The organism is Actinomyces capricornis (assembly GCF_019974135.1).
Classification (GTDB): Bacteria; Actinomycetota; Actinomycetes; order Actinomycetales; family Actinomycetaceae; genus Actinomyces; species Actinomyces capricornis.
Genome location: NZ_AP025017.1, coordinates 329,282 through 351,134 on the forward strand (window position 1 = coordinate 329,282; position 21,853 = coordinate 351,134).

Below are 21,853 nucleotides of genomic sequence, written 5' to 3' on the forward strand. Positions count from 1 at the left end.
CGCTAGGAGCGCAGGTCGATCTCCTCGCGCACGGCGGCCAGCAGGCTGCCCAGGCGGACATTGCCGGGCAGGTCCTCGACCAGGACCACCTCGCCGGCACCGTCGGCCAGCGGGATCTTCCAGTTGGGGTACTCCTCATCGGTGCCGGGCTGGTTCTGGGTGCGGCGCTCGCCGACGCCGTCGACCAGGGCCACACCCACCAGGGCCGAGGGGGTGCGCACCACGTAGCGGTGGAGGGCCTCGACGATCTCGCGCTCGGTGGGGCTCTCCCCCAGCAGGCCGTGCTCGCGCAGCCGCACGATCATGCGATCGCGCTCCAGGCGGGCCTCGGCGCGCACCTGGTCCACGGGCTCGCTCAACAGGCCCAGGCGCTCGCGCAGCTCGACGTGCTCGTCGGCCAGGTAACCGGCGGTGGGGGGCAGGTCGTGGGTGTTGACGGTGGACAGGGCCAGGTGGCGGTAGACCTCGGGCTGGAGGGGCCAGCCGTCGTGCTGCTTCTCGAACCACAGGACACTGGTGCCCAGCACCCCCCGGCTGGCCAGGTACTCCCGGGCCCACGGCTCAACGGTGCCCAGGTCCTCGCCGATGATGGTGGCGCCGGCCCGGTAGGCCTCCAGGAGCACGACGCCGACCATGGCCTCGTGGTCGTAGCGCACGTAGGCCCCGGCGTCGGCGCCCAGGCCCTCGGGGATCCACCACAGGCGGAACAGGCCGATGATGTGGTCCACCCGCAGCGCCCCGGCGTGGCGCAGCACGTAGCGCACGACCTCGCGCAGGGGCGCATAGGCGGACTCGGCCAGGTGCTCGGGGCTCCACGGCGGCTGGGACCAGTTCTGCCCCTGCTGGTTGTACATGTCCGGCGGGGCGCCCACCGTGACTCCCGGGGCGAAGGCCTGCGGGTCGGACCACACGTCGGCCCCCCGCGGGTGGACGCCCACGGCCAGGTCCCCCATGATGCCCAGGGCCATCCCCGACTCCAGGGCGGTGGCCTGGGCGCGGGCGAGCTGCTCGTCGACGATCCACTGCAGCCAGGCGTAGAAGTCGATGCGCTCGGCCAGGCTGTGGGCCTCATTGGCCACGTAGGCGGAGTCGGCGTCGTGCAGCGTGGAGGGCCACTCCTCCAGGGGGCCGTACTTCTCGGTCAGGGCACTCCACAGGGCGAAGCGCTCCAGGCCCTCGCCCTGCTCGGCCCTGAAGCGCTCGAAGTCGCGCTGGCGCGAGTAGGAGCGGCCCACGGCGAAGATGACCTCCAGGGCCTCCCGCTTGGCCTTCCACACCGCGTCGCGGTCGATGGGCTCGGTATCCAGGTTGGTCTCCTGGACCTCCTCGACCGCCCACTGCACCAGGGAGCGGCGCGGCCCGGACAGGCGCGAGACCTCCAGGATGTTCTCGGGGCGGATGTAGATGGGGTTGATGAAGCGGCGGGTGACCGGCAGGTAGGGCGAGGGGGTCATGGCCCCCGCCGGCTCGGCGGCGTGCAGGGGGTTGATGAGCAGGAAGTCGGCACCCTCATCGCCCAGGAAGCTGACCAGCTCGGTGAGGTCGTCGGCGTCGCCCACTCCCCAGGACTGGCGCGAGCGCACGGAGTAGAGCTGGGCCATGGCGCCCCAGCCGCGGCCGCCCAGGGACTCGGGCAGCTCCAGGCGCTCGGGGGTCACGGCCAGCGCGGCGGTGGCGGTGGTGGCGGCCTGGCCGCGGGCGGGGCCGACCTGGGCGACCAGCGTGTGCCAGCCCAGGGGCAGGTCGCCGGGGAGGTTGAAGGAGGCCCGGCCGCGCAGGACCCCATCGACCTGTCGGGGCACGGTGAAGTCCTCGGTCTGGAGCAGCGTTCTCTCGCCCCCGCCCTCCAGGCGCACGCGCAGGCTCACCGAGGCACCGTCGGGCAGGTGGACGACGACGCCGGAGGGCGTCCCGGCCCGCATGACCACCGTGGGGGGCAGGGTGCGCCGCCAGGGGGCGATGTCGTGCTCCTTGAGGGCCTCCTCGATCTCCTCCTCGTCGCGGGCCTTGACGCCCAGGGCGGCCAGGACTGCCACGAGGGTGGCGCGCCTGGGCGAGGCGAGCCTGCCGTGGTAGTCCCAGTACTCGGTGGAGACTCCGTGGACCTCCGCCAGGTGCTTGAGGCTTTCAGAAGCCGGGATGTGGTCGTCGTTGATCTCAGTCATGTGCTTGGGCCAGCCTTGCCGTTTGCAGTTGTGCGCGGGAGGCCGGGGCCAGCCCGCAGGGATGGGGCGCGTGGTGCCGTGCCCACGTGTGCCTCGCCGTCCGGGGGCGACGCTGCCGAGCGCTGGGCGATCCATGCGTTGCAGCAAAGTTTGCACAACGGGTGGGGTCCTGGTCCACTCCGCCGCGCCCCGGGGCGCCATCCGTGGTGGGCCCGGCCCGGAGCGCCTCAGGTCCGCGCCACACGGGCCCGCCCGGCGCCGGGCCCCTGGCCTCAGAGCTTGGCGATCTGCGAGGCCAGGTCATCGGCCGTCGGGCCGACGACGACCTGGACGACGCTGCCCGAGCGCACGACCCCGAAGGCGCCGGCGGCGCGCAGGGCCTCCTCCTCGACCTTGTCCTGGTCCGCCACCTCCACGCGCAGGCGGGTGATGCAGGGCTCCAGGTCGACGATGTTCTCCTGACCGCCCAGTCCGGCGATGATCTGTGCTGCCTTACTCATGAAAACTCCTCGTGCTCATGTCCTCCGGCCGCCCTCCGGCGCCGGCGGTGCCGGGAGGCGGGAGCGGGGACGGTTCGGGACCAGTCGTGCTCGTCATCACTTTATCTCAGGTCCCGACCCGGGAGGCTTCGCTGTGAGTGCAGCGTCAACCACCGTGCAAGATTTATTCCCCTGGCGGAATGCCCTCGGATGGGGTGCAGGCAGGGCACAATGAGCGCTGATCCCGTATCGCCTCCGATGAGGAGCACGCAATGAGCGCGTCAGACGTCACCCCTACCACCCTCGCAGGCATCGGCGTGAGCCCCGGCCTGGTCGCCGGGCCTGTCGCCCGCATGGCGCCGTCGATTCCCGAGCCCGAGATCGCGACTCTGCCCTCCGATACCGACCTGGAGAAGGAGTGCGAGCGCATCGCCGAGGCGGCGCAGCGGGTCAAGAAGGGCCTGGAGCTGTCCGCGGCCGAGGCCAAGGCCGAGGCCCGCACCCTGCTGGAGACCACCGCTCAGATGGCCGCCGACCCCACGTTGACCTCCTCGGCCCAGGCGATGGTGCGCGAGCGCCGCCTGGTCCCGGCGCGCGCCGTGTGGGAGGCGGCCGGCACCCTGGCCTCCATGCTGGAGTCCCTGGGCGGCTACATGGCCGAGCGCACCCGCGACGTCGCCGATGTGCGCGACCGCATCGTGGCGGTGCTCACCGACTCCCCCATGCCGGGCATCCCCCGCCTGCCCGAGCCCTTCGTGCTGGTGGCCGAGGACCTGGCGCCCGCCGACACCGCCCTGCTGGATCCCGAGAAGGTCGTGGCCTTCATCACCTCCGAGGGCGGGCCCACCTCCCACACCGCGATCCTCGCCCGCGCCCTGGGCATGCCCGCGATCGTGGGCACCGGTGAGGAGGTCACCGACGCCCTGTCCGACGGCGACATCGTCCTGGTGGACGGCACCAAGGGAACCATCACCCTCAACCCCTCCGAGGACGCCCTGCGCCGTGCCAAGGAGCTGGCGGCCCGGGTGCGCGTGTTCAACGGCGACGGCGCCACCAAGGACGGCCGCGAGGTCCAGCTGCTGGCCAATGTCGGGGACGCCGCCGGTGCGCGCAGCGCCGCCGAGGCCGGCGCCATGGGCATCGGCCTGTTCCGCACCGAGTTCTGCTTCCTGGACCAGCCCGAGGAGCCCACGGTCGAGGCGCAGGTGGAGGCCTACACCGGGGTACTGGCCGCCTTCCCGGGCAAGAAGGTCGTGGTGCGGACCCTGGACGCCGGGGCCGACAAGCCCCTGCCCTTCCTCACTGACGCCACGGAGGCCAACCCGGCCCTGGGCGTGCGCGCCTACCGCACTACCCGCCGTGACCCCGATGTGCTGGACCACCAGCTCGAGGCCCTGGCCAAGGCCGAGGCCGCCACGGAGGCCAAGGTGTGGGTGATGGCCCCCATGATCTCCACCACCGAGGAGGCCCGGGCCTTCACCGAGAAGGCCCGCTCCTACGGCCTGCAGACCGCCGGCATGATGATCGAGGTGCCCTCGGCCGCGCTCATGGCCGACAAGCTCTTCGAGCACGCCGACTTCGCCTCCATCGGCACCAATGACCTCACCCAGTACGTCATGGCCGCCGACCGCCTGCTGTCCTCCCTGGCCGACCTGTCCACGGCCTGGCAGCCCGCCGTGCTGCGGCTCATCGCCGCCGCCTGTGAGGGCTCGACGCACCGCAGCCGCCCGGTGGGCGTGTGCGGTGAGGCCGCCGCCGATCCTGCCCTGGCCACGGTGCTCGTGGGCCTGGGCGTGGCCTCCCTGTCGATGACGGCGCGCGCCCTGCCCGATGTCGACGCCGTGCTGAAGTCGGTGACCTTCGCCGAGTGCCAGGAGCTGGCGCGCCTCGCCGTGGACTCCCCCACCGCCGAGGACGCCCGCGAGGCCGTCCGCTCCAGGCTGGCGATCCTGGAGGAGCTCGGCCTGTGACGATTCCCTATCCCGTCCCCAGCATCGCTCAGGAGCCACTCGGCTCAGTCGCCAGGATCCTGAACCTCGATGCCGGGGGCGGGAGGGATGAGTTCACCGCCTCCTCCCTGCCCCAGCTCTCAGGCCGCGTCTACGGCGGGCAGGTGGTGGCCCAGGGCCTGCTGGCGGCCGCTGCCACGGTGCCCGACGACGGTGACGGCGAGCGCCTGCCGCACTCGGTGCACGCCTACTTCATGCGGGGCGGGCGCCTGGAGGAGCCCATCACCTTCCGGGTCGAGCGCCTGCACGATGGGCGCTCCTTCTCCCAGCGCCGCACCACGGCCTCCCAGGCGGGGGTGGAGATCCTGAGCATGATCTCCTCCTACCAGGAGGAGCAGGAGGGCAGCGATGTACAGCTGGAGGCGCCCGAGGTGCCGGGTCCCGAGGAGCTGACCAGCGCCCTGGAGATCTTCCGGACCATCGATCACCCGGTGGCCAAGTTCCTGGGGCGCACCGCGGCCTTCGACATCAAGCATGTGGAGGGCAACCTCTACCTGCGGCCCGCTCCTGAGCCCTCCAGTACCCAGCACCTGTGGATGCGTGCCCGCGGCCCCGTGCCCGCGGAGGCCTCCCAGACGGTGCACCGGGCCCTGCTGACCTACGTGTGCGACCAGGTGATGCTGGAGCCGGTGCTGCGCAGCCAGGGGCTGTGCTGGCGCAGCCAGGGCCTGAGCCTGGCCAGCCTGGATCACGCCCAGTGGTTCCACCGGGATGTCAATGTGGGCGAGTGGCTGCTCTTCGCCCAGGACTCCCCCAGCTCCCAGGGCGGGCGCGGGCTGGGCCGGGCCCGGGTCTACGACGCCCAGGGCCGCCTGGTGTGCACCATCGCCCAGGAGGGCATGGTGCGCATGCCCCGGGACGATGGCGGCGCGGACCACGGCTCGGGCCGCTGGCAGGTGCGCCTCGACGGCGAGGCCGGCTGAGAGCACGCTCCTCTGCACCGGGCCCGGACCGGTCGATGGCGGGCGGGGAGGCGGAAGGCAGTCCCCCACCGGTACTCCGACCTCAGGTCACCACAGGGTTCTGAGCCCTGGAAGCGCATCAAAGGCCGAATCGGCTGTGATGAGGACCAGTGACTCCCTGATCGCCTGTGCTGCCAGCATCCGGTCGAACGGGTCGCGGTGGTCCCACTCGAGCTGGCAGCCGAGACGGGCATCGCCCCAGCCGATCGGCAGCACCTGTGCTCCGAGCCGGGCCACGTGGTCCTCAAGAGCATCGAGCCACGGCCCCGCACCGGGCAGCTTGCCTATACGGTGCTTCGTGAACAGCTCCCAAGCGCTCGCCGTGGAGACCACCAGGAGGCTCTCCCGCTCCCGCAGCACCTCAAAGGCGCGCTCACCGAGGCGAGAGGGCTCATGGATGGCCCATAGGAGGGCGTGGGTATCGAGCAGGTAGCCGCTCACTCCCCCTCCCAGGCGCTGAGCTCCTCCGGGGGCAGTTCATCGAAGAACGAGTCGGGCAATCGGTAGCCGCCGAAGCCGAGCTCCCGCTCGCCAGTGCGAGCGGGAACGAGTCGCGCAATGGTCTGCGGCCCTCGGGCAATACTGATCGTGGCGCCGCGCTCGACCTCCGCCAGCAGCGAGGACAGGTGGGTCTTGGCCTCCTGCACCTTCACCGTTCTCATGAAGCCATTCTCCCCACCTGGCTACCCTTGGTCAACCAGCCTGACCAGCATCAGGCCCGCAGGGCCTCCGCGGAGGGCTCGTAGCGCCGAGCCCGGCACTCCTGACCGAGGCGGGCGGTGGCGCCGTCTGTCGGTAGGAGTGCCGGGCTCGGCAAAGGGTGCGGGGCTCAGTCGCGTGTGCTCCCCTGCGGGTCCGACACACTCCATCGCCTCGCAAACTCGAGCAAGCTCGGCTTGACTCGGCTCAGTCGCGTGTGCTCCCCTGCGGGTCCGACACACTCCATCGCCTCGCAAACTCGAGCAAGCTCGGCTTGACTCGGCTCAGTCGCGTGTGCTCCCCTGCGGGTCCGACACACTCCATCGCCTCGCAAGCTCGAGCAAGCTCGGCTTGACTCGGCTCAGTCGCGTGTGAGCTTCCTGTAGGTGACGCGGTGGGGGCGGGCGGCCTCGGGGCCGAGGCGCTCGACCTTGTTCTCCTCGTAGGAGGCGAAGTTCCCCTCGAACCAGTACCAGTGGGCGGGGTCCTCATCGGTGCCCTCCCAGGCCAGGATGTGAGTGGCCACGCGGTCGAGGAACCAGCGGTCGTGGGTGATGACCACGGCGCAGCCGGGGAACTCCAGCAGGGCGTTCTCCAGGGAGGACAGGGTCTCCACGTCCAGGTCGTTGGTGGGCTCGTCGAGCAGGATGAGGTTGCCGCCCTGCTTGAGGGTCAGGGCCAGGTTGAGGCGGTTGCGCTCACCGCCGGAGAGCACGCCGGCGGGCTTCTGCTGGTCGGCGCCCTTGAAGCCGAAGGAGGCCACATAGGCGCGCGAGGGCATCTCGACGTTGCCGACCTTGATGTAGTCCAGGCCGTCGGAGACGACCTCCCACAGGGTCTTCTTGGGGTCGATGCCGGCGCGGGACTGGTCCACGTAGGACAACTTGACCGTCTGGCCGATCTTGAGGTCCCCGCCGTCGAGGGGCTCCAGGCCCACGATGGTCTTGAACAGGGTGGACTTGCCCACGCCGTTGGGGCCCACGACGCCGACGATGCCGTTGCGCGGCAGGGTGAAGGACAGCCCGTCGATGAGGGTGCGCCCGTCGAAGCCCTTGTTGAGGTCGGTGGCCTCCAGGACCTGGTTACCCAGGCGGGGGCCCGGCGGGATCTGGATCTCCTCGAAGTCGAGCTTGCGGGTGCGCTCGGCCTCGGCGGCCATCTCCTCGTAGCGGGCCAGGCGGGCCTTGGACTTGGCCTGGCGGCCCTTGGCCGAGGAGCGCACCCACTCCAGCTCCTCCTTGAGGCGCTTGGCGAGCTTGGCGTCCTTCTTGCCCTGGACCTCCAGGCGCTTCTCCTTGGTCTCCAGGTACGTGGAGTAGTTGCCCTCGTAGGGGTAGAGGTGGCCGCGGTCGACCTCGGCGATCCACTGGGCCACGTGGTCCAGGAAGTAGCGGTCGTGGGTGACGGCGATGACGGCGCCCTTGTAGGCGGCCAGGTGCTGCTCCAGCCACAGGACGGACTCGGCGTCGAGGTGGTTGGTGGGCTCATCGAGCAGGAGCAGGTCGGGGGCCTCCAGGAGGAGTTTGCACAGCGCGACGCGGCGGCGCTCACCACCGGAGAGGTGCTTGACCTCGGCGTCGGGCGGCGGGCAGCGCAGTGCGTCCATGGCCTGCTCCAGCTGGGAGTCCAGGTCCCAGGCGTTGGCAGCGTCCAGGGCGTCCTGGAGGGTGCCCATCTCGGCCAGGAGGGCGTCGTAGTCGGCGTCGGGGTCGGCCATGAGGGCGCTGATCTCGTTGAAGCGGTCCAGCTTGGCCTTGATGCCGGCCACGCCCTCCTCGACATTGCCCAGGACGGTCTTGTCCTCGTTGAGCGGGGGCTCCTGGAGCAGGATGCCCACGGAGTAGCCGGGGGTCAGGCGGGCCTCGCCGTTGGAGGGCTGGTCGATGCCGGCCATGATCTTGAGGATGGAGGACTTGCCCGCCCCGTTGGGGCCGACCATGCCGATCTTGGCCCCGGGGAAGAAGGCCATGGTGACGTCGTCGAGGATGACCTTGTCGCCGTGGGCCTTGCGCGCCTTGATCATCTGGTAGATGTACTCAGCCACTGCTTCGCTGCGCCTTTCGTCAGGGTGTGAGTGGTGATCGCCTGCGCGCCGCGGCCCGAGGGCGTCCCGGGGCCGTGCGCGCACCGCGCCCCAGCCTACGGGAGCCCCGTGGCCCTGGCGACGGCGCAGCGCCGTGAGGCAGTGCACGCGCCGGGCTCCCCGTCCACCTGATCCTCACCGGGCACGACGACGGCGGCCCGCACGTCCGCTCTCACCTGGAAGTGCGGAGGCGGATCGTCCCGACAGTCGCGAACTGGCGGGGACCACGGCACGAAACGGCGTCGCGCTGGCCGGGGAGCTCAGGCTGCTGTGCTTGTGCTGGAACTGCACATCTTCAGCGCTTACCAGGCGCGGCCGACCTCCGGGATCCTCATGATTCCAAGGTTCGGGTAGGCGCCAGCAGTTTGAAGATGTGCAACGCGGACGGCTCTGCACATCTTCAGTTCCCCGGTGTAGATATGAGCCGCACGATCATGCCGATAGTCATTTCGTGCACCCGGCCGCCAAGGGCCGAAGATGTGCAACAGATTGGGACCGGGAGCCCCCAAGCCCGCCCCAGCCCCCACCTTCGCAGCAGCACCTCGCGGCTCAGTGGTGGTACTGTACCGCGTCATCAGCACGCGCGGCCCTGCGGGAGCACCGCAGGTGGACGACGCCGATGCCCACCTCCACCACCAGCCACAGAGCCCGGCACGGCATCGTCCCAGCCTGGCACACCTACTGCGCCTACTGTGCCGCCTCGATCTCCCGAAGCTCCCGACGTGCCTCGACCATATAAGGCTCCTCCTTCATCTCGTCCTCAGGGACATGCATAACGGTCGCCAGGAGGTCAGCGATGTGTTCCGCGGCCTTACTATAGCCGCCACTGAATGACAGGTGGAGATCATTGTCACGGCCCACGGTAAGAATGTCGACCTTCGAGACGACGCCTTCGGTCACGAACCGCACGTAGCGCACATCATCGAGCGGGATCCGGCGTTCAAGAACACCTTTGTTCTCCAGGTCACGTCGCCGCCCCCAGCGAACGCATTCAGAAGTCACCGTCACAATAAAAGGACTCTCCGTGACTGCGGTACGGGCATTCTTATCTGTACCTGACTTAACCCACTCAGCCGCCTTCTTCCCTTTATCTCCGAGCTTCTCCCGCACCCTTCTTCCCACATCCGCACCACAACCCGCAACGAGCTCCTTGACCAAGGATACCTCAAACGGCCTCTCGCCCCGCTCCAGAACCCACCGCACCGCCTTGAGGGTGCCGTCTCCCGCCTTTTCGACCCTGTCCTTGACATCATAGTCAGGGAAGTCCGGAAATCCTACGCCGACCCTGCCGGCCATCTCGGCAACCTCCCCTAACAGCCCCTTAAGGCGGTCGCCGTCACCGCCGTCTTCCTTGCCGTCAGAAGCGTTCTTGGCCGACAGGTCAGTCATGAGGCCAATCCGGCAGCCCAGCCCCCACAGGAGGTTCTGCACACCTTCCAGCGCCCGGCCGTTCTCCTCTTCCGCGTTCCTGATTCTCACCGCAAGGCGCTTCCTGTCACCCTCGGTCTCCCCTTCCCTCCTCAGATGCATGCAGCACAAAGCGTCGGCCATGTACTTCGCCTCCCGCATGGCAACCATAAGACAGATGTCCTCGCACACCACGTCCCATTCCTCGCCTGCAGAATCCTTGGGTGACCCCAGCCCCCCTGCCCGCACCTTCTCCCAGTGACCATTAACCGCCTGGATGCACGAGTCCAGGCCGACTCTAAGGCCCTCCAGCATCCCGTCGACTTTGGAGTACATATCACGGTTAACGAAACCTAGAGCGATCGCCTCGTCAACGGTGTTGAGGACCTCCTGGTACTTGCTGAGCAGGCCCGTGCGGCGATTCTTACGATTCTCCTCCTTCAACTCCTCGATCCCGTTGGCGAGCCCCTTCACCCGCCTTGAGAGCGACATGAGCTGGCACTGCGCCGCCACCAGTGCCAACGCAGGAGCAACGGATGACAGCGCCAGCACCGCCTGAGTGCCTGCCGCGGGCAGCCAACGCACCTGGGCAGCTATGCTCCCGTTGACGGAGAGCGACCCGAGGTTCCATCCGCCCGACGTGAGGGGAACCATACCGCTCTTCATGCTGGCCAATGTCTCCGGCGCGAGCTTGACCAACCCCTGCACATCGACGGCGGCTGCCGCTGCCTGAGCGGCCACGTTCGCACCACCCGTGGCGGCCGCGAGCGCGTCCCCCAACCCGGGCCACCTGTCCAGGTCCTTCTCCTCCACGGGACAGATCCAGGGGAAAGCAAGGTCCACCGTCGGATACCTGCTCAGGAGAACCGCGTAGCCTGAGCCTGGTTCTATCTCAACCAGCTCCACCGACATCTCCTCGCCCTCTGGCAGTCCGTCAACGTCCTTGTCCTGGGTCTCTGACACCGGACCTCCCTGAGTATTAACCGGCCACCCGACACCCCGACGTCAGGTGGGCCTACGGTGGCCCACCCATATTACTCCGCCGGCCCCCTACGCATCCCCTGATCCCGCCGTCGGAGCCAGCGTCCTGGCGCCCCATGACAGGGGTCCGCAGACGGACCCCCTGCTTGGTCCCCTCCTCAGCCCTCGGCGCCGTCCTGCTGCTTGCGCCAGCGGATGCCGGCGTCGATGAAGCCGTCGATATCGCCGTCGAAGACCGAGTCGGGGTTGCCGACCTCGTGGCCGGTGCGCAGGTCCTTGACCATCTGGTAGGGGTTGAGCACGTAGGAGCGCATCTGATCCCCCCAGGAGGCCTTGACGTCCCCGGCCAGCTCCTTCTTCTTGGCATCCTCCTCCTGCTGCTTGAGCAGCAGGAGGCGGGACTGGAGCACGCGCATGGCCGCGGCGCGGTTCTGGATCTGGGACTTCTCATCCTGCATGGAGACCACCAGGCCGGTGGGCAGGTGGGTGATGCGCACCGCCGAGTCGGTGGTGTTGACACTCTGGCCGCCGGGGCCCGAGGAGCGGAAGACATCGATGCGGATGTCGGACTCGGGGATGTCGATGTGGTCGGTGGACTCGATGAGCGGGATGACCTCGACGGCGGCGAAGGAGGTCTGGCGCCGGCCCTGGTTGTCGAAGGGGCTGATGCGCACCAGGCGGTGGGTGCCGCCCTCCACGCTCAGCGTCCCGTAGGCGTAGGGGGCGTGGACCTCGAAGGTCACCGACTTCAGGCCCGCCTCCTCGGCGTAGGAGGTGTTGAGGACCTTGACGGGGTAGTCGTGGCGCTCGGCCCAGCGGGTATACATGCGCAGCAGCATCTCGGCGAAGTCGGCGGCGTCCACGCCCCCGGCCCCGGAGCGGATGGTCACCACCGCGTCGCGCTGGTCGTACTCCCCCGACAGCAGCGTGCGGATCTCCAGGTCGGCCAGGTCCCGCCCGATGGCCACCAGATCGGCGTCGGCCTCGGCCAGCAGCTCGGCGGCGTCCTCGCCGGACTCCTCGCCGGCCATCTCCACCATGGCCTCCAGGTCGTCGATGCGCTCGGCCAGGGACTCGACGCGCTTGAGGTCGGCCTGGGCGTGGGACAGGGCGGAGGTGACCACCTGGGCGGCCTCCGGGTCGTCCCAGAGGTTGGGGGCCGAGGCCTGCTCGGAGAGCTCGGCGATACGCCCGCGCAGGACCTCGGGGTCGGTCACCGCGGCGATGGAGGCGTAGGTGTGTCGGAGTCGTTCGATCTCGGCGGGGAAGTCAGTGGCCACGGACCCGAGTCTACGGCAGCCCCGGCCCGCGCATCCTCAGCCCAGCTCCAGGCTCTGGGCCTGGGTGAGCAGCGCCTCGAGAACCGCGCGCGTGGCCGGGCCCGGCTCGGTGCGCGTGGCGCGGTGCCGGACCACCAGCTGCCGGGTTCCCAGGCCCGGCAGGCGCACCACCCCCACCCCCTCGGGCACCCCTCCGGAGTAGACGGCCAGCTCGGGCAGGAGCGCGCAGCCCAGGCCCTGGTTGACCATGGCCAGGACGACGTCGTAGTCGTCGGCCACGTGCCGGGTGGTCAGGGGCGTGCCGAGCTGGCGCTCCAGGCGATCCAGGGCGAAGGCGCCGGCGGTGGAGGGGGCCAGGTCGATCCAGGTGGCGCGCACCAGGTCGGCCAGGGTGGCGGGCAGGGCCTGCCCCGGGGAGACGACGACCAGCCAGGACTCATCGAGCAGGGGCACGTCCGCCATGCCTCGCGGCGCGCTGGGCAGGGTGTGCTCATCGCGCTCGATGAGCACCATGTCCAACTCCCCGCGGCGCAGACGGGCCAGGCCGCCGCGCTCCTCGACCTCCTCGATGATGAGCTCCAGGCCGGGCTGGACCTGCTCCAGGGTGGAGAGCACGGGCAGGAGCACGGCGCGCACCGCCGAGGCGAAGGTGCCCACGCGCACCACCCCGGAGGGCACCGAGTCGTCCAGTCCCGCCAGTTCGCGGCGGGCAGTGACCAGCTCCTCCTCGATGCGCTCGGCGGTCTCGGCCAGGATACGGCCGGCCTCGGTCAGGGTGGCGCCGGTGGGCATGCGGTGGAGCAGGCGGCTGCCGCACTCCCGCTCCAGCTGGCGCACCTGCTGGGAGACGGCCGAGGGGCTGATGTGCAGGGTATCGGCGGCTGCCACCACTCCCCCGGCGCGGTGGACCGCCAAGAGGACGGCGAGGCGGTTGGTGGAGATCTCCATGAAGAAAAACTACATGCCCCATGCAGATAGATGCGATTGACCTTCACCGCTCGAGGCAGCACGATCGTCGTCGTGAACGACCTCCTCCCCCTTCTCATCGCCGCCGGCGCCTGGATCGGCGCCGCCGAGCTCCTCATCGCCTACGTCCTGGTCTCCAAGGGCTCCATGGCCGGCGATTCCCTGAGGTACCAGGCGCTCAACATCTCCGGCTCCCTGCTGCTGATGACCAACTGCGCCTACACGGGGGCCTGGCCCAGCGTCATCGCCAACTTCTTCTACCTGGTGGTGGGCATCAACATCCTGCTGACGGTCAAGCGCGCCTACATCGCCCAGCTCTCGCGCCGCCAGGGCGCCGAGCTCATGGCCCGTCTGCGCCGCTCCTCCACCTCCCTGCCGAGCATGGCGGCGCCCCTGGAGCGCGCCTGAACCCGACGAGGCCGCGCCCGCCCGCCGGGCCGCGCTGATCCGATCCGGGATCAAGGGCCCCGGTGCTCAGGGCACCGTGGTGATCGCAGCAGTGCCCGTGGCCGTGAGGGTGAAGCCCTGGGCCGGGATGATCCCCCAGGGCAGGAAGGGCGGCTGGCAGTGAGCACGCAGGGTGACCACGGCGGTGTTCCCCTCCTGCGCCTGGGCACTGACGAGCTCGACGCCGCTCAGCCCCACGCCGTCGACGACCCCGGCCTGGGCGGCGAGGTCCTCCAGGGCCGCGGCGCGCACCGCCTGCGAGGTCAATGCCCCTGAGGCGGCATCCGGCACCCCGCCGCCGTAATAGGGCTGCCCGCCCACCCCTGCCGCTCCGGCGGCGGCCGCCGAATCGGCCATCGAGGTCAGGGCCTTGAGGTCCAGGTAGACGGCGGTAGCCGAGGCCGTCACCAGGAGCAGGGCCAGGATCAGGGTGACCATCCCGATGCCCAGCAGCAGGATCTGGCCCTCCTCGCCACCGCGCAGCCGCCGCATCAGGCGCGGCCACGCCCGCCGTCGCCGCCGCATCGCGAGCCGCGGCACCGCACTCCCGAGGGCCTCAGGCCGGGGGCGCGGTGGCCGCTGCGCGCGGTTCGACTGCTTGCCCGGGCGGGTGCTGCCTGTGCTTCTTCTCACGACTCCTCCTTGGCGGACAGATCGACGGCGCGCTGGGCCTCCAGGACGACGACGTCGCGGCCCAGCCCGATCGCCGCCAGTCCCGGCAGGTCCACGGCGGCCTCGACCCGCAGCACCACCGTCCCTGTGCACCGACCCTCGCAGGACACCGAGACCGCCGTGGCGGGATCGGCCTCCACCCCCTGATCCGACAGGGCCAGGCCGGCGGCGGTGCGCGCATGGGACAGCGCCTGCGGGGAGTGGTCCACCTCCAGGATGCGGCTGGCGATATCGGCCGCCGAGGCCACGGCGAAGGACGCCGCCTGGATCTGGGACAGGGTGACCAGCAGGTAGAGGGTGGGGATGAGGAGGATGACGCTCCAGCCGATGAACTCCACCGAGGCGTTGCCCCGCTCCTGGTCCACCGCGCGGCCCGGCCGCCTCAGTGACTCCAGGGCTCTCGTCCACGCCGGAGACCTCCAGGGGTCGGGCGGCCATGCCCGTCTCGCGCGCGGTCTGCCGGCCCCGGCGCCACGGGGCGCGGCGGGGGCCTCACCGCCCTGCCCCGTGCTCGCCCGCACCGTCGTCGGGATTCTCATCGGCCTCTACCTCCTCATCGCCGTCGGGTGCGGCCGCCGGAGGGCCTGCGTCCGGCGGCTCCACGGCCGGCGGCCCCACTGCCCGGGCCGCCTCCTCCAGATCGGCGGGCCCGGCGGGTTCGGGCCGGCCGGCGCGATCCCCGCCATTGCCGGCAATACCCGGCGGTGCGGCGTCCTGGCCGGCCTCCAGCAGCGCCATCTCGTCGACCGCACGGCCCTGGACCCGCAGGGCGCCTCCGGGGCCCAGGAGCCCCAGCACCGGCAGGGGCGCGGTCACGGTGACCACCACGACGCTGAGCCCATCAATGCGGGCACGGGAGACCTCCACGCTCTGGACGTAGCCGTCAGCCAGGGCGGCGTCGCTCAGGGCGCGCACGCGCGCCTGGGCCTCAGCGGGGGTGCCACCGGCCAGGGCCGCGCGCCGCGCCCCCTCCCCGGCGGCGTCGATGAGCACATTGCGCACGTGCAGCCCCAGCGCCAGCTGGAGCAGGGCCACCACCGCGGCCAGGACCAGCATGCTCACCAGCACGAAGTCGACGACAGCCGATCCCTCCTGCCCCCGCGACCGGCCCGGCAGGAGGGACGGCCTCAGCAGTCGGCCGGCCAGGCCCCGCAAGCGGGCAGACAACCGTGGGGCCCAGTACCCCCACGCCCGACGGCGCAGCGGCGGCACAGACCAGCGGCGCGGCGGGCGCCGCGGTGAGGGCGGGCAGCCGGCCGGCTGCCGCTCAGATCGCACCGGTGACCTTGGCGATGGCGTCGAGGAACACCTGGGTGAGCGTGCTTCCGGCCACGGTCCACAGGGCCACGACGAGCCCCGCCGTCATGAGGGTCACCAGGACCCAGCCGGGAACATCCCCGCGCTCATCACCTCGCAGGCCGCGCCACCAGCGGTGGGCAAGCCCCCGGCAGCGCGGGCGGCGCTGGACCAGGTGTCGATGGCGGGGCAGCGGGCGGGCAGCGGTGCGGTGCGACCGGCGGAGCATGGGCTTCATCTGCTTTCTCCTTGCTGGCTGGGCTCTATCTGGGCCCTGGATCGGCTCTGTGTGGGCTCTCTGGTGCCGCTCAGCGACGGGGATCCGGCGGGGATCGGTGGGGACTGGGATCTGGCGGGCCCTCAGGGACCGGGCCGGTGCGGGACGCATGCGCCTCACAGCCCCAGTCGCAGGACGAACAGCCCCGGGAAGAGGGCGAAGACCACGGTGATGGGAAGGACGATGAAGACCACGGGCACCATCTGGGCGATCTCCCTGCGGCCTCCCTCCTCCATGAGGTCGCGGCGCGCCGCCTCGCGCACGTCGGCGGCCTGGGAGCGCAGCACCTCGGCCAGGGGCGTGCCGCGCTCCAGCGCCACGGAGATCGCCTCGCACAGTCGGGTCACGTGCAGGGAGCCCACCCGGGACTCCAGGTGGTCCAGGGCCGTGGTCAGGACCGTGCCCGAGCGGATATCGGTCAGGGTGGCGGCCAGCTCGGCCACCAGCTCGCCGCGGCCCAGCGCCACCACCCGCTCCATGGCCGCCACGGGCCCCTGCCCGGCGCCCACCGCCAGGGCCAGCAGCTCGACGACGTCGGGCAGCTGGGCCTCGATCCGCTCGCGCCGGGCACGCACGGCCTGGGACAGGCGCCAATCGCGCAGTGCCGCCCCGCACACCGAGGCCACCAGGGCCAGGAGGAGGAAGGCGGGCACGCGGGTCGAGCCTGTCAGCGCCGCCAGGGCTCCCAGACCCACGGCGACCAGGAAGCCGGCGGCCGCCCACTCCAGCTGCTGGAGGCGGAACTGCTCCAGGGTCAGGGGCGACCCGCTGCGGGCCAGGCGCGTGCGCACCGAGGAGGCCGAGGATCCCAAGGACTCCAGCAGCCCGCCCAGGCCGGTGACGGTGGCCAGGAGCAGGTCGGTCATGCTGCGCCCCTCGGCGTCGGCGGCGGCCAGGAGGCCCGAGCCGGGCGGGCGCTGGTGGACGTAGGGCGATAGGCGGGCCATGAGGGTGGGGCGGCGCCGGTGGAGCGCGGAGACGATGAGCAGCAGGCCCGAGGCGCCCAGGAGCCCGGACAGGCCGCCGATGAGGGTGGGGTTCATCGCAGGGTCCTGCCCTCCTCGGGAAGACGGCCCAGGCGCAGCATGAGCCGGTAGGCCAGGATCGAGGCCAGGCCCCCGACGGCCAGCACGGCGGCGCCCGCGGAGGTGGCGTAGGCCGAGGCCGCCTGGGGGCGGGTGGACAGCAGAGCCAGGACCAGCCAGGGGGCCGCCACCGCGACCTTGGCGCCGTTGACGGTCCAGGACTGGCGGGCCTCCAACTCACCGCGGGTGCGCATGTCCTCGCGCAGCATGCGCGACAGGGAGCGCAGCAGGTTGCCCAGGTCGGTGCCTCCCACCTCATGGGCCAGGCGCAGCGCCTCGACGATGCGGTCCGCCACGGGATCGGCGAAGCGGGCCTTGAGCCGGTCCAGGCAGTGCTCGAAGCGGGCGGTGGCGGCGTAGTCCACGGCGAAGGCCCGGAATTGGGGGCGCACCGCCTCGGGCCCGCGCTCAGCCAGGTTGGACAGCGCCTCGGGCAGGCTCATGCCCGCCCGCACCCCGGACAGGAGCGTGTCGACCGCCTCGGGCCACACCTCGCGCAGGCGGGAGCGGCGTGCCCGGGCGCGAGAGGAGACCAGGAGGAAGGGCGCGCCCGAGGCGATGACGGCGAAGGCCACGGCAATGGGCCAGGCCCCGGAGAGTCCCAGGAAGACCAGACCGGTGACCAGCCCCAGGGCGGCGCTGCCCGCCACGAAGACCGCGGGGCTGGTGCGCCCCGCCCCGGCCTGGATGAGCAGGTCGGCCAGGCGCCGTGAGCGCTCGGAGTGCCAGCGGGGCGGCTCACTGGTGCAGGCCATCCACAGCGACAGCAGGCCCAGGCCCGCCAGCAGCCCGGCGATGGCGCCCATCAGTGCCACTCCCCCGGTCCCGGCCCGCGGGGCAGGTCGGGGTCGGCCAGGAGGGCGGCCAGGTCGTGCCCGACGCGGGTGTAGCGCTCCGAGCCGTAGGGGAATCCGGGGCCGCGCACGAGGGCGCCGGAGATGTCGCGGTGGTAGATGTCGGCCAGCTCGATGATCCCGTTCTCCACCCTGCCGGACAGGGCGGAGATCTCCCGGACGGTGCGCCGTCCGCGGACGTCGATGTCGAGGTGGATGACCAGGTCGATCGCGGAGGCCACCGTGGGGACCACGAAATCGCTGGAGACGTTCTCACCCGCCAGCAGGGGCAGGGTGCAGATCTTGACGATCGCCTCGCGGGCGGAGTTGGCGTGGATGGTGCACATCGAGGGCAGCCCCGAGTTCATGGCGATGAGCAGGTCGAGGGCCTCGGCCTCGCGGACCTCGCCGATGATGAGCCGGTCGGGGCGCATGCGCAGCGCCTCCTTGACCAGGCGGCGCAGGGTGATCTCGCCGACGCCCTCGAGGTTGGCGGGCCGGGTCTGCATGGCCACGCAGTCGCGGTTGCGCAGGGCGAGCTCGAAGACCTCCTCGCAGCTGATGACCCGCTGGGCGGCGGGGATGGCCCCGGCCAGCGCGCGCACCAGAGTGGTCTTGCCGGCCTGGGTGGCCCCGGAGACCAGGATGTTGAGGCCGGCCTGGACCGAGGCGTCCAGGAAGGCGGCGGCACCGGCGGGCAGGGAGCCCATGCGCACCAGGTCGGCGGTGCGCGAGGCCCGCGAGGAGTGCTTGCGGATGTTGACCGCCCAGTTCTGGGAGGTGATGGGCGGGATGACGACGTGGAGGCGCTCCCCACCGGGGAGCTGGGAGTCCACGAAGGGGCTGGACAGATCCAGCCGGCGCCCCGAGACGCGCAGCATCCGCTCGACCAGGACCCGCAGGTCCTCGGCCTCCAGGATGGTGGTGGTCAGCTCGGGGCGCCCTGAGCGGGCCACGAAGACCCGGCCGGGGGCGTTGATCCAGATCTCCTCGATGCCCTCGTCGTCGAGGTAGGCCTGGAGGGGGCCCAGGCCGGCCAGGGAGTCCAGGGCCCGGGCCCGGGCGGCGTCGGGGTCGACCAGGGCAGGCACGAGTCCGGCGTCGGCCCGCTGGAGGTAGTCGGCACTGGCCTCGGCCACGAGGCCCTCCAGGGTGGAGGTGTCCTTGAGCGGGTCGATGCCGCGGTCGCGGACGAGTTGTTGGATCTCGGTCAGCAGGATGTCGGCGGCGTCCATGGGCTTCCAGGGTGGTGGGACGGAGCGCGGATGCGCGAGAGTCTGGGCAGATCAACGCTGATCTGGGACGGCGACCGGTTCGTGAGCGCCGTCACCGCCGACTGTAGGTCACGGATGGGTCACAGCGCCACTGGAGGAGCCCGGCCTGTGGATAACTCCTGTTCTCAGCCCCCGGGCGCACCGTTCGACGGCGGGGTTCACCGCGGGCCCCGCGGCGGTGGTGCGGGGGCTCTGCCCTGAGCGGACTGGCGCGGCAGGCTGTGCGCGGGCTCCGCGTCACCTACGGTTGGATCATGTCACAGCCGCCGCAGTCCCCGGACGCCCCCGACGCCGCCGAGCACCCCGCTCCGTCCGCCGATCCTGCGGGGCCGGCTGAGCCGGCAGGGTCGGCCGCCTCGGCGGGCTCCGCCGCACCGGCGCCTTCCCCCGGCTCCCCCGACTCGGCGTCGCCGCCATCCGCGGTCGTCGGTGACTCGGCAGGGGCAGGGGGCGCGGCGGACGGGGCGGGCGCCTCGATGGGGCGCCGCGGCCACCGCTCGGCCCTGGCGCTGGCGGCCATGGCCACGGTGGCGGTCCCGGGGCTCAATCCCGCCCGGCTGGCCCTGCCCCAGTCCCGCACCGAGGAGCTGCACGTCGTCGGCGTCGTCGACACCCAGGGCCGCCACTGGGAGGTCTTCGAGGCCTCCACAGATGCGACGGGAGCCAGCCTGGAGGCCGAGGCCGAGGTTCTGCGCCGCGTGGGGCGCGTGGCCGATGCGGGACGGATCTCCTTCGACGTCTCGCGCGCGGGCGGGTCGCTGCGCAGCCAGGGGGCCCACATCCAGGTGCGCAGCCATATCGAGGGCCGGCCCATCGCGGTGGACTCCCTGCGCCCGGGCCCGGGGCTGTCGGCCGGGCTGGGCAAGGTGCTGGGAGAGATCCATGAGATGCCCACCGCCGTCATCTCCGAGTCCGGGATGCCGGTCTATACCGCTGAGGAGGTGCGCCAGCGGTGGCTGAGCCTGCTCGACGACGCCGCGGCCACTGGCAAGGTGCCCCCGGTCCTGCTGAACCGGTGGGAGGAGGCCCTGGAGGACACGGCGCTGTGGCGCTTCAGGCCCGTGGTGGTCCATGGGGACCTGGCTGAGGACAATGTGCTGACCGCGGGCGGGGCGGTGGTCTCGGTGCGGGGCTGGACCCAGGCGCATGTGGGCGACCCGGCCGAGGACATGGCCTGGATCTACTCCTCGGTGCCGGTGGACTGCCTGGACTCCATCGAGGACGCCTATGACGTGGCCCGCGCCGAGGGCGTGGACAAGCACCTGCGGGACCGCGCCGAGCTCGTCAGCGAGCTGAGCCTGGCGCGCTGGCTGCTGCACGGGGTCCGCAGCGGTGAGCAGGCGGTGGTCTCCGACGCCGTGTCCATGCTGGAGGACCTGGCCGCCCAGGTGGGTGAGACCCCGCTGGTGGCGCCTGCCACTCCCCGTCTGGCGCCGGTGCCCGGGGAGCGGGTCCCCGCCGACCAGGACGCCTCGACCAGCCCGGTGGCCATGGTCAGCGTGGAGCCGGAGGACCCTGACGGGGCCTGAGGCCGCCCGTGGGCCCGGGCGGCCTCGGCGATCCCCGGGCCTGGTCGGCTCAGCCGAGGGGCGCGCGGGCGCCCAGGAGCAGCAGGGCGATGGCCCACACGAGGTTGAGGATGTTGAACAGTGCCCCGTCCAGCAGGGGCTTGCCCGGGTAGGGCAGGCGGGTGAGCAGGATCCAGGGGCCGGCCTGTAGCAGCGGGGTCAGCAGCACCGCCCACTGCGGCAGGGGCGTGTGGCCCAGGAGGATGGCCAGGCCCACGAGGAGCCAGCCCATGGCGGTGATGGCGATGGCGGGGACCCAGGCGGCGATGAGGAAGCGGCGCAGCCGGCGGGCGTGCCTGAGCACCTCCCGATCGGGCTCGCCGGTGAGGTAGGCGGCATAGGCCCGCTCCGAGGCCAGGGCCAGGGGGTAGAAGGAGGCGTGGGCCAGGGGCGCCAAGGAGAAGCCGATGCCCAGGAGGACGACCGCTACCACCCCGATGGTGCTGTGGTGCAGCAGCGCCCAGTGGGCGTAGAGGCCCGCGAGCATGAGGGGCGCCGAGTAGTTGGCCACCAGCGCGCCCCAGCGCAGGCGCGGCTCGTTGACGCGGGCGTAGAAGGCGTAGGCGTCATCGCCCATGAGCTCGATGAACTCGCCGTACCGGCGCCGGTCGGGCTTGTGGAAGCCGACGATGAGGGCGTCGCCCAGGATCCACGCGAGCGCGCTGAGGAGGAAGGCGAGTGCGGACCAGGTCAGGGATGTCATCGGTGCGGGATACCTCCTCGGCCGAGGCGCCAGGATCAAGGGCGCTTCGCTTAGGCTACCCTCATCAACCCGGCTCAGTGGCGGGCGGGCAGCCGCGAGGTGCCCTCATGCGCCGCCGGGGCACTGGGTTTGACGCGGTGGAGGCGCAGCTGAACGAGGCAATGAGGGAGCTGATGGCGATGACGGGGGCACCAGAAGTGCCGAGCAGGCCCGTGGCGGTGTTCGTCTACGACGATGGGTGCGGGCCATGCTCACGCTTCGTGACCTTCATGCGGTCTCGTATCGACGGCGATCGGGTGCGCTTCATGGGTGGTCGCGCCTACCGGGGGCCCGGCGCGGAGCTGACCGATCGCACGGCGCTGCTCGTGACCGACCAGGGGGTGAGGATCGAGCAGGACGCCATTGGCGGCCTGCTCAGGCGTGCCCGGTGGCCCTGGTGCTGGCTGGGCCGCATCATCGTGTGGCGGCCGCTGCGCACTCCGGCCCGCAAGGTCTACCGGTGGGTGGCCGGGGCGCGCCATCGCCTGCCCGTGAGCGCCTGCGCCCTCGACCTGCCCGAGGCCCCCTCCCCCGCACCACAGGCGGACCAGCCCCCGAGCAGGCACGGCTAAGGCACACGGGATCGTGCGCGGCGGTGCTGCTCTGCGGCTTCGCCCTTGACAGCACG

21 protein-coding genes are annotated in these 21,853 nt (G+C 71.4%); 5 read left to right on the plus strand and 16 right to left on the minus strand.

Annotation, left to right across the window (positions count from 1 at the left end):
• Positions 1 to 2: 2 nt before the first annotated feature.
• Together malQ and MANAM107_RS01375 are read right to left on the minus strand one after the other, a co-directional pair.
• Complete coding sequence (gene malQ / locus MANAM107_RS01370) at positions 3 to 2,165, minus strand: 4-alpha-glucanotransferase (protein ID WP_223910156.1); 2,163 nt, start codon at positions 2,163 to 2,165, stop codon at positions 3 to 5.
• A 272-nt stretch (positions 2,166 to 2,437) separates the two neighbouring features.
• Positions 2,438 to 2,665 (minus strand): PTS sugar transporter subunit IIB, encoded by a 228-nt coding sequence (locus tag MANAM107_RS01375; RefSeq protein WP_179899890.1) that lies wholly within the window; start codon positions 2,663 to 2,665, stop codon positions 2,438 to 2,440.
• Between the two features lie 251 nt (positions 2,666 to 2,916).
• Between MANAM107_RS01375 and ptsP the strand changes: the two genes are divergently transcribed.
• On the plus strand, positions 2,917 to 4,614 hold the full coding sequence (gene ptsP, locus MANAM107_RS01380) for a phosphoenolpyruvate--protein phosphotransferase (protein ID WP_223910158.1): 1,698 nt from the start codon (positions 2,917 to 2,919) through the stop codon (positions 4,612 to 4,614).
• On the plus strand, positions 4,611 to 5,576 hold the full coding sequence (locus tag MANAM107_RS01385) for an acyl-CoA thioesterase (RefSeq protein WP_179899892.1): 966 nt from the start codon (positions 4,611 to 4,613) through the stop codon (positions 5,574 to 5,576). The genes ptsP and MANAM107_RS01385 overlap by 4 nt, the downstream gene beginning before the upstream one ends.
• Positions 5,577 to 5,663: 87 nt before the next feature.
• Here MANAM107_RS01385 and MANAM107_RS01390 read toward each other — a convergent pair whose 3' ends face one another.
• The 6 genes from MANAM107_RS01390 to MANAM107_RS01415 all read right to left on the minus strand — a co-directional run bounded on the left by MANAM107_RS01390 (position 5,664) and on the right by MANAM107_RS01415 (position 13,013).
• Positions 5,664 to 6,056, minus strand: coding sequence for a type II toxin-antitoxin system VapC family toxin (locus MANAM107_RS01390; protein WP_223910161.1), 393 nt, complete (start codon positions 6,054 to 6,056; stop codon positions 5,664 to 5,666).
• Positions 6,053 to 6,277, minus strand: coding sequence for a type II toxin-antitoxin system Phd/YefM family antitoxin (locus MANAM107_RS01395; protein ID WP_223910164.1), 225 nt, complete (start codon positions 6,275 to 6,277; stop codon positions 6,053 to 6,055). The genes MANAM107_RS01390 and MANAM107_RS01395 overlap by 4 nt, the downstream gene beginning before the upstream one ends.
• A gap of 398 nt (positions 6,278 to 6,675) precedes the next feature.
• Positions 6,676 to 8,358, minus strand: a complete 1,683-nt coding sequence (ettA, locus tag MANAM107_RS01400) for an energy-dependent translational throttle protein EttA (RefSeq protein WP_223910167.1) — start codon at positions 8,356 to 8,358, stop codon at positions 6,676 to 6,678.
• Between the two features lie 726 nt (positions 8,359 to 9,084).
• Positions 9,085 to 10,767, minus strand: a complete 1,683-nt coding sequence (locus tag MANAM107_RS01405) for a hypothetical protein (protein WP_223910170.1) — start codon at positions 10,765 to 10,767, stop codon at positions 9,085 to 9,087.
• A gap of 176 nt (positions 10,768 to 10,943) precedes the next feature.
• Entirely contained in the window at positions 10,944 to 12,065 is a 1,122-nt protein-coding gene (gene prfB, locus MANAM107_RS01410) for a peptide chain release factor 2 (protein ID WP_223910173.1), read from the minus strand.
• Positions 12,066 to 12,101: 36 nt separating this feature from the next.
• Positions 12,102 to 13,013 carry a LysR family transcriptional regulator gene (locus tag MANAM107_RS01415; protein WP_179899897.1) on the minus strand — a complete coding sequence of 304 codons (912 nt, stop codon included), beginning with the start codon at positions 13,011 to 13,013 and terminating at the stop codon, positions 12,102 to 12,104.
• A 72-nt stretch (positions 13,014 to 13,085) separates the two neighbouring features.
• Here MANAM107_RS01415 and MANAM107_RS01420 point away from each other — a divergent pair, with 72 nt between their 5' ends.
• Positions 13,086 to 13,439: a CBU_0592 family membrane protein gene (locus MANAM107_RS01420; RefSeq protein ID WP_223910185.1), complete on the plus strand. Its 354-nt coding sequence runs from the start codon at positions 13,086 to 13,088 to the stop codon at positions 13,437 to 13,439.
• Between the two features lie 66 nt (positions 13,440 to 13,505).
• Here the strand turns inward: MANAM107_RS01420 and MANAM107_RS01425 are convergent, their stop codons facing one another.
• The 7 genes from MANAM107_RS01425 to MANAM107_RS01455 form a co-directional block, all read right to left on the minus strand.
• On the minus strand, positions 13,506 to 13,970 hold the full coding sequence (locus MANAM107_RS01425; protein WP_223910189.1) for a glycosyltransferase: 465 nt from the start codon (positions 13,968 to 13,970) through the stop codon (positions 13,506 to 13,508).
• Between the two features lie 137 nt (positions 13,971 to 14,107).
• The gene (locus MANAM107_RS01430) at positions 14,108 to 14,515 is read right to left on the minus strand and encodes a hypothetical protein (RefSeq protein ID WP_223910191.1); all 408 of its coding nucleotides are present in this window, start codon (positions 14,513 to 14,515) and stop codon (positions 14,108 to 14,110) included.
• Positions 14,516 to 14,642: 127 nt separating this feature from the next.
• On the minus strand, positions 14,643 to 15,206 hold the full coding sequence (locus MANAM107_RS01435) for a hypothetical protein (protein WP_263421939.1): 564 nt from the start codon (positions 15,204 to 15,206) through the stop codon (positions 14,643 to 14,645).
• Positions 15,207 to 15,417: 211 nt separating this feature from the next.
• On the minus strand, positions 15,418 to 15,675 hold the full coding sequence (locus MANAM107_RS01440; RefSeq protein WP_373314079.1) for a hypothetical protein: 258 nt from the start codon (positions 15,673 to 15,675) through the stop codon (positions 15,418 to 15,420).
• 164 nt (positions 15,676 to 15,839) lie between these two features.
• Entirely contained in the window at positions 15,840 to 16,766 is a 927-nt protein-coding gene (locus MANAM107_RS01445; protein WP_223910197.1) for a type II secretion system F family protein, read from the minus strand.
• Positions 16,763 to 17,614 carry a type II secretion system F family protein gene (locus tag MANAM107_RS01450; protein ID WP_223910200.1) on the minus strand — a complete coding sequence of 284 codons (852 nt, stop codon included), beginning with the start codon at positions 17,612 to 17,614 and terminating at the stop codon, positions 16,763 to 16,765. Before MANAM107_RS01450 ends, MANAM107_RS01445 begins: the two co-directional genes overlap by 4 nt.
• A complete protein-coding gene (locus MANAM107_RS01455; RefSeq protein WP_223910202.1) occupies positions 17,614 to 18,876 on the minus strand; it encodes a TadA family conjugal transfer-associated ATPase in 1,263 nt (420 codons plus the stop codon). The genes MANAM107_RS01450 and MANAM107_RS01455 overlap by 1 nt, the downstream gene beginning before the upstream one ends.
• 293 nt (positions 18,877 to 19,169) lie before the next feature.
• Here MANAM107_RS01455 and MANAM107_RS01460 point away from each other — a divergent pair, with 293 nt between their 5' ends.
• The gene (locus tag MANAM107_RS01460; RefSeq protein WP_223910205.1) at positions 19,170 to 20,444 is read left to right on the plus strand and encodes a phosphotransferase; all 1,275 of its coding nucleotides are present in this window, start codon (positions 19,170 to 19,172) and stop codon (positions 20,442 to 20,444) included.
• 49 nt (positions 20,445 to 20,493) lie between these two features.
• On the opposite strand, the gene MANAM107_RS01465 is transcribed toward MANAM107_RS01460, so the two are convergent.
• Complete coding sequence (locus tag MANAM107_RS01465; protein WP_223910208.1) at positions 20,494 to 21,186, minus strand: DUF6796 family protein; 693 nt, start codon at positions 21,184 to 21,186, stop codon at positions 20,494 to 20,496.
• Between the two features lie 173 nt (positions 21,187 to 21,359).
• Between MANAM107_RS01465 and MANAM107_RS01470 the strand changes: the two genes are divergently transcribed.
• Positions 21,360 to 21,797: a thiol-disulfide oxidoreductase DCC family protein gene (locus MANAM107_RS01470; protein WP_223910212.1), complete on the plus strand. Its 438-nt coding sequence runs from the start codon at positions 21,360 to 21,362 to the stop codon at positions 21,795 to 21,797.
• Positions 21,798 to 21,853: the final 56 nt, after the last annotated feature.